Origin of the sequence: Streptomyces sp. LHD-70 (assembly GCF_031157275.1) — a bacterium.
Taxonomy (GTDB): Bacteria; Actinomycetota; Actinomycetes; order Streptomycetales; family Streptomycetaceae; genus Streptomyces.
The window spans coordinates 121,918-135,992 of the sequence record NZ_JAVIFW010000020.1; the positions used below are offsets into that span (position 1 = coordinate 121,918).

Sequence of the window (14,075 nt, forward strand, 5' to 3'; positions counted from 1 at the left end):
GCCCGAGTGTTTCTGCACCGAGAGCTGCGCGCGATCACGGCGAGCCGCGTCCTGCGCCAGGCCTCCGTCGGCCTCGTCAACGTCTACATCCCGCTCATCATGCTCAGCCGGGGCGCACAGATCTGGCAGGTGTGCGCGTTCTACCTCGCGTACTCGGCCGCGAAGCTCGCGGTCAACTACCCGAGCATGCTGCTCATCAACCGCTACGGCGTGCAGCTCGGCATGCAGGCCGCGATCCTCTTCTCGATGCTGCACCTCGCGAGCCTCACGGTGTACGTCAGCACCGGCGGCGACCTGCCGGCCTACGCGGGGGCCGTCTCCCTGGCGCTCACGAACTCCTTCCTGTGGAACTCGGAGCACCTGCACGTCTCGCGCGTCCTCGCACCCGAGCGCAAGGGCCGCGACATCGCCGTCATGACGATCCTGCAGGGAGCGGCCGCCCTGTTCGCGCCGCTGGCGGGCGGCCTCGCGATGGCGGCCGGGGGCCAGGTCCTCACACTCTGCCTGGCCGTCGCCCTGGCCATGTGCGCGGCCTGGCCCGCCCGCAGGCTCGACCGGATCGGTACGGGCCATCAGCCGGTCCGCGTCATCAAGTACAGCCTGTGGCACGCACCCCTGCGCGATTCCGTCGCGAACTTCTCGTTCAACGTCAACGCGACCACGTTCTCCACGGTGTGGCCCGTCTACCTGGCCCTCACCATCGGCAGTTTCGCCACGCTCGGCTGGGTCGTCTTCGCCGCGGAACTCATCTCGCTGGCCCTCATGTTCGTCGCCGGACGGCGGGGCGACGGAAAGGGGCGCCGCGTCCTGCTCGAAGGCTCCGTGGCGACCGGATTCCTGAACTGCCTGAGGATCCTGGCCACCACACCCATGGCCCTCGCCGGCCTGGGCGGCGCACTCCAGGCGGCGGCCTCGTACCAGCAGACGTCGTGGACGAGCATCTACTACGGCCATGCCCGCCGCAACGGCCCGAACTACATCATGAGCCTGGAGATCGCCGGCGACCTGGCGAACATCGCCGTGTGGGGCGCGCTGCTCGCGTCCTTCCGGCTGTTCGACGGAACGACCCAGCAGTTCACCGCGGTCTTCGTCACGGCCGGAATCGCCAGCCTGGGCTGCCTCCTCATCTCCAAGGAGCCCGCAACCGCCCCGCCAAGTCCGGCCGAACTTCGTACGGTTGGCAACACCTGACGCCCAACTCTGGTTGCAGAAAGGTGAGTTGACACCGACCGCCAGGCACGTGCTATTGCCAAAATTTGCCAAGCGAGGCAATCTAGGTGAGGCCGTGTGGCGCCCCAACCCACAGGAAGGCACCCCCATGACCACCCTGCTCGCCCCCGACATCCAGATCAGGCCCCTGACCGGCAACATCGGCGCCGAGATCAGCGGAGTCGACACCAGCCAACCCCTCCCCGACGAAACCGCCGCCCACATCCGCCAGGCACTCCACGACCACAAGGTCGTCTTCCTGCGCCGCCAGACCCTCGACTACACCCGACAGGTCGCCTTCGCCGAGAACCTCGGCACCCTCACCCTCGGCCACCCCATCTACGACGCCCCCGAAGGCCGCCCGCACATGCGCGAGATGGACTCACGCCAAGGCACCCGCGCCAACCACTGGCACACCGACCTCACCTTCATCGAACGCCCCCCGGCCTACGCACTCCTCCACTCCAAGATCCTCCCCCCGGTCGGAGGCGACACCATCTGGGCCAACACCGCCACCGCCTACACCAGCCTCCCCGACGAACTCCGCGACCTCGCCGACCGGCTCCGCATCGTGCACAGCAACGACTGCGACTTCACCGACGACACGTACGCCCACCGCGCCGCCCAGGGCGACCAGGACCACTACGTGTCCCAGCCCTACGAAGCCGAACACCCCGCGGTCCGCGTCCACCCCGACACCGGCGAACGCTCCCTCCTGCTCGGCGGCTTCGCCCGCCGCGTCACCGGATACGGCCCCCAGGCGGGCCGCGACCTCATCCGGATCCTCCAGGAGTACGTCACCAAGCCCGAGCAGACCGTGCGCTGGCAATGGCAGGTCGGCGACCTCGCCATCTGGGACAACCAGTCCACCCAGCACTACGCGGTCTACGACTACGGCACGGCACTGCGCCGCGGCGAACGCGTCACCGTCGCCGGACCGGTCCCCGTCGGAGTCGACGGCCGCCCCGGCACCGCCCTGCGCGGCGACACCTCCGCGTACAGCACAGGCGCATCCTGACCCGCGACATCCCACACGACGCACACAGCGGCCGGAGAAAACACCACCAGGCGCACGGCTCTGCGAAGGACAATCACCACCATGGCGACAACTCCCCCCGACGGCCGCGCCGGAATCACCGCAGACCTGGTGCAGCGCCTGATCCGTACCCAGTTCCCGCAGTGGACCGGCCTGCCCGCGACGCCCGTGCCCGTCGACGGCTGGGACAACCGGACCTACCGCCTCGGCGACACCATGACCGTCCGCCTGCCCACCGCCGCCGGATACGTACCCGCCGTCGACAAAGAGCACCGGTGGCTCCCCGACCTCGCCCCACAACTCCCCGTGCCCGTCCCGCCCATCCTCGGCAAAGGGCAACCCGGCGAGGGCTACCCCTACCCGTGGTCGGTGCGCGGCTGGCTCGACGGCGAGACGGCCTTCCCGGAACGCATCGGTGACCTGACCCGATTCGCCGTGTCCGTGGGCGAGTTCATCCTCGCCCTGCAGAAGTGCGACACCACCGGCGGCCCACTCGCCGGAGCACACAGCTGGCACCGGGGCGCATCCCCCGCGTACTACGACGACGAGACACGTCGCTCCCTGCACGCCCTGCAAGGAGTCATCGACACGACACTCGCGGCCCGGGTCTGGGACACGGCACTCGCCGCCACCTGGAACGGCCCTCCGGTGTGGTTCCACGGCGACATCTGGCAGGGCAACCTCCTCGTCGCCGACGGCAGGCTCAGCGCCGTCATCGACTTCGGCACGTCCGGCGTCGGCGACCCGGCCTGTGACCTCGTGATCGCCTGGGGCCTGTTCTCCGGGGAGAGCCGCCGGGCGTTCCGGGACACCGTCGCCCAGGACGACGCGACCTGGGCCCGCGCCCGCGGCTGGGCCCTGTGGAAGGCGGCACTCGTACTGGCCGAGTGCATCGACACCGACCAGGAGAAGGCCGCCGTCAACCAGCACCTGATCGCCGAAGTCCTGGCGGACCACCGCGAGTCCACCCCGTAACACCCGACAACCCCGCACCCCGCACCCCGCACCCCGCACCCCGCACCCCGCACCCCGCACCCCGCACCCCGCATCATCCTCCGCGCTCCCGAAAGGCCGGCCATGCCGCAAGGTTCCGTCCCGGTGACACCCACGCCCGCACCCGTCACGGTCACCCCGGCAGACGCGCGCTACCCCGACCTCGTACGGGGCTGGAACCAGCGCTACGTATCCACCCCCGAAGCCGTCCACCTGGTCGAGTCGACCGCGCAGGTGGCGCAGGTGGTCGAACAGGCCGTACGGGACGGCAAACGCCTCACCATCCGCAGCGGCGGCCACTGCTGGGAGGAATTCACCTTCCACCCCGACGTCGACGTCGTCATCGACATGACCCGCATGAACCGCGTCGCCTACGACCCGGCGCAACGCGCCTTCGCCGTCGAGCCCGGCGCCCACCTCATCGACGTCTACGAACACCTCTACCGCACCTGGGGAGTCACGGTCCCCGGAGGCACCTGCTACCAGGTCGCCGCCGGCGGCCACGTCGCGGGCGGCGGCTGGGGCATGCTCTGCCGCCGGCACGGCCTGATCGTCGACCACTTGTACGCCGTCGAGGTCGTCACCGTCGACGCCGACGGAACGGCCCGCACCATCCGCGCCACCCGCGAGAAGACCGACCCCCACCACGACCTCTGGTGGGCCCACACCGGCGCGGGCGGCGGCAACTTCGGTGTCGTCACGCGCTACTGGTTCCGCTCACCCGACGCGACCGGCACCGACCCGGCCCGGCTCCTGCCCAGGCCCCCCGCCGAAGTCCTCCTCAGCGCCGTCTCCTGGCCCTGGGAAGCGCTCGACGAGCAGTCCTTCACCCGCCTCGTGCACAACTACGGCGCCTGGCACACGAAGCACAGCAGCCCCGAAGACCCCAACACCGCCCTGTGCAGCCTCTTCTCCCTCAACCACCGCTCCGCCGGAGCGATCGGCCTGATCACCCAGGTCGACGCGACAGCCCCCGACGCGGAACAGCTCCTGCGGGACTTCCTCGACGCCCTCACCGACGGCATCGACATCCCCCACGAGCCCGCCCGTACCACCCTCGGCGAGTTCGCCCCCATGCCCGACCTCGCCCCACCCCGCCGCATGCCCTGGCTCCAGGCCACCCGCTACTTCGGCACCGGCAACGCCAACGCCAACGACCCCACCCAGTACGGCGACTTCAAGTCCGCCTACATGCGTGACAACTTCGCCGACACCCACACCGCGGCCCTCTACCACCACCTCACCCGCGAAGACCTCGGCAACCCCACGGCATCGGTCATGCTCAGCTCCTTCGGCGGCCAGGTCTCCGCCGTGGACAACGCCGCCACGGCCAGCGCCCACCGCGAAGCCGTCTTCAAGGCCGCCTGGATGATCTGGTGGACCGACCCCGCCGACGAAGCCGACAGCCTCACCTGGATCCGCGACTTCTACCACGGCATGTACGCCGACACCGGCGGCGTCCCCGTCCCCGACGACACCACCGACGGCTGCTTCATCAACTACCCCGACATCGACCTCGGCGACCCCGCCTACAACACCTCACCAACCCCCTGGCACACCCTCTACTTCAAGGACAACTACCCCCGCCTGCAACACATCAAGAAGACCTACGACCCCCGCAACACGTTCCACCACAGCCAGTCGATAGGCCTCCCCGCCGACTGACCGCGCAGAACCCTGACCCCGCAGCACCACCACATGCCCGCCGGACGCGGCCCACGGCGGCTACGGAACCTTCGTGAGCTTCAACTCCTGGGCGCCGTCGGCCGATTCGCTCCTGATCCGCCGAGACGCGTCCCGTCGCCGCAGCCACGCGGGCGCCCACCAGTTGGCGCGGCCCGCCAGGGTGAGGAAGGCGGGCACCAGGACGCCCCGTACCACCGTCGCGTCCAGGAGCACGGCGACGGCGAGGCCGGTGCCGAGGAGTTTGAGCACCGTCAGACCGGAGGTGGCCAGGACACCCGTGACCAGGGCCACCGCGAGCGCCGCCGTGGTGATGAGCCGCCCGGTGCGGGCCACACCCTCCACCACGGCGTCCCGGTTGGACATGCCCCGCAGCCAGTGCTCGCGCACCCGCGAGAGCAGGAAGATCTCGTAGTCGACGGCGAGCCCGAACGCGACGGCCGCCATGAGCAGCGGCAGCGTCAGGTCGAGGGCGCCCGTGACGGTGAACCCGCCGAGCACGTCCCGCAGGTGGCCGTCCTGGAAGACGTACACCACCACGCCGAAGCTCGCCGTCAGGCTCAACGCGCCCACGAGCAGCGCCTTGAAGGGCAGCAGCACGCTGCGGGTCAGCAGGAAGAGCATCGCCCACGTGGTGACCGCGAGGATTCCGCCGGCCAGCGGCAGCCGCTCGGCCACCGCCGCCTTCGTGTCCGCGAGCACCGCCGCGCGGCCCGCCACCAGGGAACCCTCCGGAGACTCCGCACGAAGCCCGGCCACAAGCCGCTGGGCCGCGGCCGACTGCGGCTCCGCCGTACCGGCGACGGTCAGCACCGGTCCGAGCCCCGGCAGGGACACCGCGCGGACCGCGACCACGTCGTCCAGCGCGGCCACCCGCCCCCGGACCACGGCTGCGTCCGCCCCCTCGGGCAGCACTACCGTGAGCGTCCGCTCGGCGGGCGCCGCGAACCGCTCCCGGATCTCCTCGGCCGTCGCATGGGCCTCCGCGCTCGCCGGCAGCGTCCGCTCGTCGATGAGCCCGAAACGTACGTGCCCGAACGGCGCCGCGCAGAGCACAAGCAGCACCGCACAGCCGACCCCGTACACCGCGGGCCGGCGCGTCACCACCCGCGCGACCCGCCGCCACAGCGGGCTGTCGGTCCGCCCGGTGCGGCCGATGCGCTCGCCGAGCAGAAGCAGCATCGGCGGCACGACGGCCATGGCCGCGGCCGCCGCGAGCAGCGCGACCGCCATGCCCGCGCACGCCATCGAGCGCAGGAACGGCAGCGGCAGCACAAGCAGCGCCCCCATCGCCAGGGCCACCGTGCAGGCCGAGGCCACCACCGCCCGCCCGGCGGTACGCACCGTGCGGGAAACGGCGTCGGCCACCCCGAGACCGTGCCCCAGCTCCTCGCGGAACCGGGTGACGAGGAAGAGGCCGTAATCCACGGCGAGTCCGAAGCCGAGCGCCGTCGTGAGGTTCATCGCGAACACCGACACCGGCATGGCGTACGTCAGCGCCCGCAGCAGCGCCGCCGTACCCGCGACCGCGAGCACACCGATGACGACGGGCACCAGCGCGGCGAGCAGCGAACGCAGCGCCACCACGAGAAGCAGCAGCGTGAGCGGCGCCGCGATCAACTCGGCGGTGACCAGGTCCCGTTCGCTGCCCTCCGCGGCCTGCACGCTCACCCACGCGGGGCCGGTCGCGGAGACCTCCAGGGGCCCGCGCTCGCCCGTCAGCTTCGGAACCAGCTCGCGAGCGGTGACCGCCATGTCCCGGTCCGCGCCCGCGAGATCCGCGGTGACCAGGGCCGCCCGCCCGTCCTCGGAACGCAGCAGCGCACCACCCGAGGACCAGTACGAGCGGGTCGAGTCCACCCCGTCGGCCGCGGCAAGCTCCCGCGCGAGCCGGCTGCCCGCCTCGCGGGCGGCTGCCGCGTCCACCCCGGCGGAGGACCGGGCGAGCAGCACCAGGTCCGGCGGGGCCGCGCCCGCCCGGGCCAGCACCGCCGCCGCCCGGTCCGCCTCGGTGTCCTTCGCGGTGTAGCCGCCGTTGGCGAGCCGCTCGTGCGCACCCGCGCCCGCGACCGCGCACAGAGCGGCCACCAGGGCGGCGAGCAGCAGCACCAGACGGGGGCGGGCGGTCACGCGCGTCACGCGGCCCGGAAGAAGAGCACGGCGTTCTGCCCGCCGAACCCGAAGGCGTTGCTGAGGGCCCCCGTCATCCGGTGCGCCCGGGGCGCCTTGGTGACGACGTCGATGGCCACGCCCTCGTCGAGCCGGTCCAGGTTGGCGGTCGGCGGGACGAGCTGCCGCTCCAGCGAGAGCACCGTCACCGCCGCCTCCACCGCACCCGCGGCACCCAGCGTGTGCCCGATGACCCCCTTGACGGACGTCACCGGCGGCGCACCCGAACGGAAGAGAGCACCGAGCAACTCCGCCTCGATACGGTCGCCCTGCGGGGTCGACGTGCCGTGGGCGTTGATGTGGTGGACGTCCGCCGGATCGGCCCCCGCGTCGGCGAGGGCGGCCTCGATGGCCCGCCGCGCACCGTCGCCGTCCGGCCGGGGGCTGGTGGCGTGGAAGCCGTCGGCGGAGGCCCCGTACCCGGAGAGATAGCCGCGGATACGGGCGCCGCGGGCGCGCGCGTACTCCGGCCGCTCCAGGACGAGAACCCCGGCGCCCTCGCTCAGCACGAAGCCGTCCCGGTCCGCGTCGAAGGGGCGGGACGCGACGGCCGGTTCGGCACGGCGTCGGGAGAGCGCGCCGAGCCGGTAGAAGGCCGCCGAACCCATCGGCACCCGCGTGGAGTCGGTGCCGCCCGCGATCGCGATGTCGCAGGTCCCCGAGCGCAGCAGGTCGCGGGCGATGCCGATCGCGGTGGCCCCGGAGGCGCACGCCGTCGACGTGGTGAGGCAGGGGCCGGTCGCCTGCAGGTCCGTGGACACCTCGCCGGCGACCATGTTGGGCAGCGAACGGGTCAGCGTGGTGGGCGAGATGGACTCGACGCGGCCCTCGACGAGCTTGGCGTACGCATCGGCCCAGGCGTCTCCTCCGTTGGACGCCACCCCCATCACGACGGCGACCCGCGGCCCGTCCCACGCTTCCCGGTCCAGTGCCGCGTCCGCCACCGCCTCGCGCGCGGCCACCATGGCGAGCTGAATGAACCGGTCGATGCGCCAGGTGAGCCGCCGGCCGAGGAGGGCCGCGGCGTCGAAGTCCGGCACCCAGCACGAGAAGTCGACGGGCAGTCCCGTGAGGGCCTCGTCGCGCGCGGCGAGACCGGTTCCGGCGCAGATCCCCGCCCAGGACTCCTCGACGCCCACCCCCGCGGGGGTGACGAGGCCGAGCCCCGTGATGGCGATGTCCCGCGCCGTCACCGGACCGCCTTCCGCAGGGCCTCGGTTGCCTTCTCCGCGCCGACGGCGATGGTCAGATGCTCGGCGGCCTCGGCGAGCGTCATGTCCGGCCGGTCCTCGGGCAGGCCCACGCCGAGGTCGTCCTCAAGCAGCGTGGCCAGCTCCAGCCGGGCGAGCGAGTCGAACTCCAGCGACTCGAAGGTGGCGTCCGGCCGGATCTGCTCCTCCGGCACGCCGAAATGGCCGGTGAGCAGGCGGGCCATCACGTCGTAGACGGGCTCCATCGTTGTTCTCCTTGGTGTCGTTGGAGACGGGTGGTTCGAGGTACGTCGGGGTCGTCGCGGCCGACGTGCACGGTGCCCCGCACGCCCGCTGCCGGGATCCCCTATCGAACCTTCCGCCCGCGACACAGCCGCGCGACGCACCGGCCGAGAGCCACGGGCCGCACCGACTTCATACGCCTGGCGGTGCGGCCATCCACGCGCACCGCAAGCCTCGAAGCGCGGGCGCAAGAAGCCGAGTTAGCGGCGTCGTCGGAGCGGGGCACCTCACCGATGGCACGGCGCAACCGTACGGAGGTGGTCGGTCCCCCATCCTCACCGCCCCGTCAACGCCCCCTGCTCCACCCCGAGTTCCCGGGCCAGCGCCTCGTCCGTCCACCTGAGCATCGTCGTACGGGGCAAGGAGCCCGCGTAGGACGTCATCTGGACGGCGAGGCCGTCGAGGAGGGCTGTCAGGCGCCAGGCTGTCGACTCCGGGTCGGCGCAGTGGAATTCGCCCGCCGCCACGCCCTCCGCGATGACCTCGGCGAGGGCCGCCTTCCACTGGCGGTCGAGGTCGCGGGCGACATCGCGCAGGGCCGGTTCGCGCAGGGAGGCCGCCCAGCCCTCGATCCACACCTTCCAGCCCTTGGCCTGGCCCGTCGGCGCGTACCAGCGCACCGCGGCGCGGAGTCTGCGCAAGGCGGTGGTGCGGCGGCCGAGGAGCTTGCGCAGATGGGCGAGGTCGCCCTCGGCGGCGTAGGTGTAGGCGGCGGCGACGAGCTTCTCCTTCGTCGCGAAGTGGTACAGGACCAGCGCGTTGCTGACGGACAGCGCCGAGGCCACGTCGGCGATGCGCACCGCGCCCACGCCGCGCGTGTCGATCTGCTCGACCGCCGCGCGCAGGATCTCCTCGCGCCGCTGCTCCACGCTCAACCTGACTCGTGCCACGCGGCAACCCTACACACGGCGTGCCCGCCACCAGGGCCGTACTGGGGCCGAACCGAGGCCGTACCGGGGCCGAACCAGGGCCGAACCAGGGCCTGCGGGATCCCTTGACAGCGCGCCGCGCCGGGGCCAAAGTCCCCTTTACTGACTGGCCGTTCAGTCAGTCAGCCAGTTGGTCAGCCAGCCAGTCAGCCAGTTAGTCAGGTGAGTCGCGCCCGTACGAACCCCCTCCCGTACCGACGCCGTAGGAGCCAAGACGTGACCCAAGCACCTTCCACCCCCGTGACAGGGACCCCGCACGCAGCCGCCGCCGACGGGACACCCGACCTCTCCGAGGGCTGGGGCGAGCAACGCGGCAGGCTCCGCAAGGACCTGCGCCGGCTCGACGTGCTGTTCTTCCTGATCTGCACCCTGGTCGGCCTCGACACCATCGGCTCGGTGGCGGCGCAGGGGCCGCAGGGCCTGACGTGGATGGCGATCCTCGCCGTCGCCTTCTTCCTCCCGTACGGCCTGCTCGTCGCCGAGCTCGGCTCCGCCTTCCCCGTCCAGGGCGGCCCCTACGTCTGGACCCGGCTCGCCTTCGGGCGCCTCACCGCGGGCGTCAACCAGATCCTGTACTGGATCTCCAACCCCGTCTGGGTGGGCGGCAGTCTGTGCATCATCGCCCTCTCCACCTGGGAGGAGTTCTTCACCCCGCTGCCCGGCCTGTGGAAGTACGTCGCCGGTCTGGTCTTCATCTGGGGCGGGGCGCTCACCGTCGTCCAGTCCGTGCGCGTCGGCAAGTGGGTGCCTATCGCGGGCGCGCTCGCGCGGATCGTGCTGCTCGGCTTCTTCCTCGTCTCCGTCGTCGTCTTCGCCCTCCAGAACGGCGTACACACGCTGCCCGCAGGTGAGTTCACCCCCACCTACGTCGGCTTCGTCGCCCTCGTCCCCGTCCTCATCTTCAACTTCGTCGGCTTCGAACTGCCCAGCTCCGCCTCCGAGGAGATGAAGAACCCGCGCCGGGACATCCCCCTCGCCATCCTCCGCTCCGGCCTCGCCTCGCTTTTCCTGTACGGGGCGCCCATCCTCGGCATCCTCTTCGTGCTGCCCAGCGAGGACATCGGCAGCCTCGGCGGCTTCATCGACGCCTGCAAGGCCGTGTTCACCGTCTACGGCGGCTCCATCGCCGCCGACGGCACCGTCACCCTCACCGGCGCGGGCGCCGTCTTCGGCGGAATCGCCGCCGCCGGGCTCATCATCGGCCTGCTGACCAGCGGCGTCGCCTGGGCCATGGGCGCCCACCGCGCCCAGGCCGTCGCGTGTGCCGACGGGGCGGGACCGGCCTGGCTCGGCGTGATCTCCGAGAAGCACGGCACTCCGGTACGGGTCAACCTGCTCTCCGCCGTCCTGGCCTCCCTGCTGTTCGTCGTCGCGCTCAACCTCACGGAGGGCGACGGCGAGAAGTACTTCGCCGCAGGCCTGGGCCTGACGATCAGCACCACCTTCATCTCGTACGTCATCACGTTCCCTAGCCTGGTCGTGCTGCGCCGCAAGTACCCGGACGTGAAGCGGCCGTACAGCGTGCCCGGCGGCCGGGTGGGCGTGTGGCTGGTGACGCTGCTCGCGACCGGGTTCGTGGCGTTCACGGTGGTGGTGCTTGTGTGGCCGGGCTTCGGCGTCGGCTGGTTCGGCACGGACGGGAACCCCGCGGACTCACTGCCCGAGTCCTTCGCGGGCGAACGCCTCGCGTACACCCTCACCCAGGTCGTCCCGCTGCTGCTGTTCCTCGCGGTCGGCCTGGTCTTCCACGCGCTGGGCTCGAAGGCTCGCAGAGGCGGGGAGGGGTAAGTTTCGAATGGCCCCGCCGCACCTCAACTCCGGGTGCGGCGGGGCCGTTGTGTGCTCGGACGTTCAGGCCGTGCCCTTGCGTGGCTACGGGTACAGCTTCTCGCCCTTGGCCAGCATCGCTACGTACTTCTCGATCCGGAGCGCCCGGGTCTCGGGCTTCTTGGCGTCGTGGATCCGGTACAGGATCGCGTAGCGGTTCTGCCGGTCCAGCGTCTCGAAGAACGTGGCCGCGGCCGGTTCGGCGGTCAGGGCCGCGGCGAGGTCGTCCGGCACCGTGGCGGTCCTCGAGCCGTCGTAGGCCGCCTCCCAGCGGCCGTCTGCCTTGGCGCGGTCGACCTCGGCCTGCCCCGGCGGACGCATCCTCCCCTGCTCGATCAGGGCGGCCACCTTGTCCCGGTTGATCTTGGACCACTTGCTGCGGGGCTTGCGCGGGGTGAACCGCTGGAGCCACCACTGGTCGTCGAACTTGCGCTTCTGGCCGTCGATCCAGCCGTAGCAGAGGGCCACGTCGAGGGCTTGGGCGTAGTCCAGGGCGACGATGCCGGGGCCCTTCTTACGCAGCTTGAGCCAGATGCCGGGCGAGACGGCGTGGTTCTTGCTGAGCCATGCGTCGAACGCGTCGGCGGATTCGAATGCGAGGGTCTCCGAGTCCTGAGTCACCTCGGTACGTCCTCTCCTAGCCGTCGGCCCCGTCGTACCCCAACTCGGGGGTGCGGCGGGGCCGTTGTGGTGTTCGGGCGGTCAGATGGTGCCGAGCTGTCCGTTCTTGACGCCGGCGACGAAGGACGAGAACGCGTCGGCGTGGACGGTCAGGGCGGGGCCGGTGGGGTTCTTGGAGTCGCGTACGGGGACGACTCCATGCGAGGAGGCGAGATTTGCGGCGATCTCGACGCACTGGCCGCCGTTCTCGCTGTATGAGGACTTGAACCAGCGGGGGGATTCGGTGGTCACAGGGTGCCCTTTCTCAACTGGCTGATCATGGCCACGGACTCCGCTTGGGAGAGCGATTCGGCCTGGAGCTGATGGTAGGACGTCAGCAGAGGCAAAACGAACGCGCTTTCCCTTTCGAGATGGCCTCGGTGGGAGGACTCCGCGTAGGACATGAGCGAGCGGTCCGGCATCGTCGGGATGGTGACCGGCAGGCTGAGCGGGCGTCGGTCACCTATGGCGAAGGGAGCGACTTGGAGCATCGTGTTCGGCAGTGCGGCGAACCCGATCAGCCGCTCCAACTGGCGCTCCATGACCTCGGGTCCACCAACGGGCCGCCTGAGGCAGCTTTCATCGAGCACTACGAAGACCAGTGGCGCGGGTGTCCGTTCGAGGGCTGCTTGGCGTGCCGCCACGAGTGAGACTCGTTCCTCGCCTTGCTCGGGGGTGATGGCGCCGCGTTCAACCGTGCGTGCAGTGAGGGCTGACGCGTACTCCGGTATCTGGAGCAGTCCAGGGATGACACCCACCTCGTACAGCCGGATCTCCACAGCTCGCGCCTCGTGCTTGAGGTACTCCGGGAAGCCCTCGATAAGCGCGGTGTGACGCACGGCCTGGCTCTGACGTTGGAGTCTGTCCCCACTCCCCATCGCCTTGTCGGCGTTTGCAGCGAAACGGCGAGTTGGAGGACGCCGACCAGTTTCGACGGCGGAAATGTGCGTCCCGGAGCAACCGGTGTGCTCCGCCAGTTCGTCCTGAGTCCAGCCCTTCTCGTCTCGTAACCTGCGAAGAAGCAGTCCGAACGCCGCACTTGGCGATTTCTCGGGGTCCAGCTCTTTGCGGTTCGTCATCAAGTCGCCCCACTCTCCGACCAGTTTGCGCAAGTTGAAGCCGTTCCGAGGCTAGGTCACGCTGAGGGCTCCTGGTAGTCGAATGACTACAGAGAGGAGCAATTGTGTGCCCAGCCCACATGCCCACCCCCGTCCCCAGTGTCGGAACACTCCTTCTGGACGTGGTCCGCAATCAAATCGGTGTGTTCCGTGGCGAGTTGGGCGCGAGCTGGTTCCTGCGGCCCGCGCTCGGCGGGAGGGAGTGGGAGGTCGCTCCCGAGCACACCCGGCCCGCCACCCCCGAACAGCGCCTGCACGTACAGACCGCTCGGGCGAACGCCCGGTCGCGAGGGGAGTTGCTGTGAGCGACGAAGTGCTCAAGGAGGCGGAGGCGGCCCGCGCCGAACTGGACGCGGCCCTCACCGCGGTCGGCGTCACTCTGCCGTCGCTCGGTGTCGACCTGATCGCGTACACGGGCCAACCCGGCTTCGCTCTGGTCGAGTTGGGGCGCTGCAACGTCAGCACCGCACGGGCGCTCGCCGCCGCCCTGCGCAGGAGCTCGCCGTGTACGACCTCTTAACCCGCGCCCTGGCCTGGGCGGCAGCTCTCTTCACCGCCCGCCGGCCGGGGCGGCACAGCGCGCGGTACCTCGCCGCGCGGGCCATCGACCCCGTCCCCGTGTCCCCCTGGTCCCGTCCCTGGAGCTCCCCCTCGGCAGAGGACGTACGGGCGATCTTCCGCGACGAGCGGACCCTCGCCCTGCCGCCGCTGCAGCGCGAACGGGCGTGGGCCGCCGCGTTCGCCGAGATCGGCGTGGACTACGACCACTACCCCGCAGAACCCCTCGCCAGCCTCATCACCCCCGCACCCACCGCCGCTTGACCCACCCCCGGAATCCGCTAGATGATTGAGTCCGATGTCTGGGCTGGTCGCGACCATGGCGAAGGGCGCCCGTTGGCCTGAGTGTGACTTCCGACCTGGACGCCCTTCTGGCGGCACTGTACGTGTTCATCGACGA

General features: G+C 70.9%; 15 protein-coding genes. 8 read left to right on the forward strand and 7 right to left on the reverse strand.

The annotated features are described in order from the left end of the window. Positions 1–6 precede the first annotated feature (6 nt). The 4 genes from RCO28_RS31510 to RCO28_RS31525 all read left to right on the forward strand — a co-directional run bounded on the left by RCO28_RS31510 (position 7) and on the right by RCO28_RS31525 (position 4,903). A complete protein-coding gene (locus RCO28_RS31510) occupies positions 7–1,191 on the forward strand; it encodes a hypothetical protein (protein WP_308944730.1) in 1,185 nt (394 codons plus the stop codon). A gap of 127 nt (positions 1,192–1,318) precedes the next feature. Beyond that, positions 1,319–2,227, forward strand: a complete 909-nt coding sequence (locus RCO28_RS31515; protein ID WP_308944731.1) for a TauD/TfdA family dioxygenase — start codon at positions 1,319–1,321, stop codon at positions 2,225–2,227. Between the two features lie 81 nt (positions 2,228–2,308). Continuing rightward, on the forward strand, positions 2,309–3,220 hold the full coding sequence (locus tag RCO28_RS31520; protein ID WP_308944732.1) for an aminoglycoside phosphotransferase family protein: 912 nt from the start codon (positions 2,309–2,311) through the stop codon (positions 3,218–3,220). Between the two features lie 123 nt (positions 3,221–3,343). After that, positions 3,344–4,903, forward strand: a complete 1,560-nt coding sequence (locus RCO28_RS31525; RefSeq protein ID WP_308944733.1) for an FAD-binding oxidoreductase — start codon at positions 3,344–3,346, stop codon at positions 4,901–4,903. A gap of 60 nt (positions 4,904–4,963) precedes the next feature. Here RCO28_RS31525 and RCO28_RS31530 read toward each other — a convergent pair whose 3' ends face one another. The 4 genes from RCO28_RS31530 to RCO28_RS31545 all read right to left on the reverse strand — a co-directional run bounded on the left by RCO28_RS31530 (position 4,964) and on the right by RCO28_RS31545 (position 9,473). Next, a complete protein-coding gene (locus RCO28_RS31530) occupies positions 4,964–7,051 on the reverse strand; it encodes an MMPL family transporter (protein WP_308944734.1) in 2,088 nt (695 codons plus the stop codon). 5 nt (positions 7,052–7,056) lie between these two features. Beyond that, the gene (locus tag RCO28_RS31535) at positions 7,057–8,283 is read right to left on the reverse strand and encodes a beta-ketoacyl-[acyl-carrier-protein] synthase family protein (RefSeq protein WP_308944735.1); all 1,227 of its coding nucleotides are present in this window, start codon (positions 8,281–8,283) and stop codon (positions 7,057–7,059) included. Continuing rightward, positions 8,280–8,546 carry an acyl carrier protein gene (locus tag RCO28_RS31540; protein WP_308944736.1) on the reverse strand — a complete coding sequence of 89 codons (267 nt, stop codon included), beginning with the start codon at positions 8,544–8,546 and terminating at the stop codon, positions 8,280–8,282. The genes RCO28_RS31535 and RCO28_RS31540 overlap by 4 nt, the downstream gene beginning before the upstream one ends. A 312-nt stretch (positions 8,547–8,858) precedes the next feature. Next, positions 8,859–9,473 (reverse strand): TetR family transcriptional regulator C-terminal domain-containing protein, encoded by a 615-nt coding sequence (locus tag RCO28_RS31545; RefSeq protein WP_308944737.1) that lies wholly within the window; start codon positions 9,471–9,473, stop codon positions 8,859–8,861. Between the two features lie 255 nt (positions 9,474–9,728). On the opposite strand from RCO28_RS31545, the gene RCO28_RS31550 reads away from it, so the two are divergent. Beyond that, positions 9,729–11,300 carry an APC family permease gene (locus RCO28_RS31550; protein WP_308944738.1) on the forward strand — a complete coding sequence of 524 codons (1,572 nt, stop codon included), beginning with the start codon at positions 9,729–9,731 and terminating at the stop codon, positions 11,298–11,300. Between the two features lie 84 nt (positions 11,301–11,384). Here the strand turns inward: RCO28_RS31550 and RCO28_RS31555 are convergent, their stop codons facing one another. The 3 genes from RCO28_RS31555 to RCO28_RS31565 all read right to left on the reverse strand — a co-directional run bounded on the left by RCO28_RS31555 (position 11,385) and on the right by RCO28_RS31565 (position 13,078). Next, entirely contained in the window at positions 11,385–11,960 is a 576-nt protein-coding gene (locus tag RCO28_RS31555; RefSeq protein WP_308944739.1) for a YdeI/OmpD-associated family protein, read from the reverse strand. An 81-nt stretch (positions 11,961–12,041) separates the two neighbouring features. After that, positions 12,042–12,251 (reverse strand): DUF397 domain-containing protein, encoded by a 210-nt coding sequence (locus tag RCO28_RS31560; RefSeq protein ID WP_308944740.1) that lies wholly within the window; start codon positions 12,249–12,251, stop codon positions 12,042–12,044. After that, positions 12,248–13,078, reverse strand: coding sequence for a helix-turn-helix transcriptional regulator (locus RCO28_RS31565; RefSeq protein ID WP_308944741.1), 831 nt, complete (start codon positions 13,076–13,078; stop codon positions 12,248–12,250). The genes RCO28_RS31560 and RCO28_RS31565 overlap by 4 nt, the downstream gene beginning before the upstream one ends. Positions 13,079–13,239: 161 nt before the next feature. On the opposite strand from RCO28_RS31565, the gene RCO28_RS31570 reads away from it, so the two are divergent. From RCO28_RS31570 to RCO28_RS31580, 3 genes are read left to right on the forward strand one after another with little or no spacing between them, the layout of a single operon-like run. Next, the gene (locus RCO28_RS31570) at positions 13,240–13,422 is read left to right on the forward strand and encodes a hypothetical protein (RefSeq protein ID WP_308944742.1); all 183 of its coding nucleotides are present in this window, start codon (positions 13,240–13,242) and stop codon (positions 13,420–13,422) included. Beyond that, a complete protein-coding gene (locus RCO28_RS31575) occupies positions 13,419–13,637 on the forward strand; it encodes a hypothetical protein (protein WP_308944743.1) in 219 nt (72 codons plus the stop codon). Before RCO28_RS31570 ends, RCO28_RS31575 begins: the two co-directional genes overlap by 4 nt. Beyond that, positions 13,622–13,939 carry a hypothetical protein gene (locus RCO28_RS31580; protein ID WP_308944744.1) on the forward strand — a complete coding sequence of 106 codons (318 nt, stop codon included), beginning with the start codon at positions 13,622–13,624 and terminating at the stop codon, positions 13,937–13,939. The genes RCO28_RS31575 and RCO28_RS31580 overlap by 16 nt, the downstream gene beginning before the upstream one ends. The last annotated feature ends 136 nt before the right edge of the window (positions 13,940–14,075 follow it).

What these genes read in the sequence shown, in the direction of transcription:
- RCO28_RS31515 (WP_308944731.1), top strand. Translation starts at nt 1,319, where the DNA reads ATGACCACCCTGCTCGCCCCCGACATCCAGATCAGGCCCCTGACCGGC.
- RCO28_RS31520 (WP_308944732.1), top strand. Translation starts at nt 2,309, where the DNA reads ATGGCGACAACTCCCCCCGACGGCCGCGCCGGAATCACCGCAGACCTG.
- RCO28_RS31540 (WP_308944736.1), bottom strand. Translation starts at nt 8,546, where the DNA reads ATGGAGCCCGTCTACGACGTGATGGCCCGCCTGCTCACCGGCCATTTC.
- RCO28_RS31565 (WP_308944741.1), bottom strand. Translation starts at nt 13,078, where the DNA reads ATGACGAACCGCAAAGAGCTGGACCCCGAGAAATCGCCAAGTGCGGCG.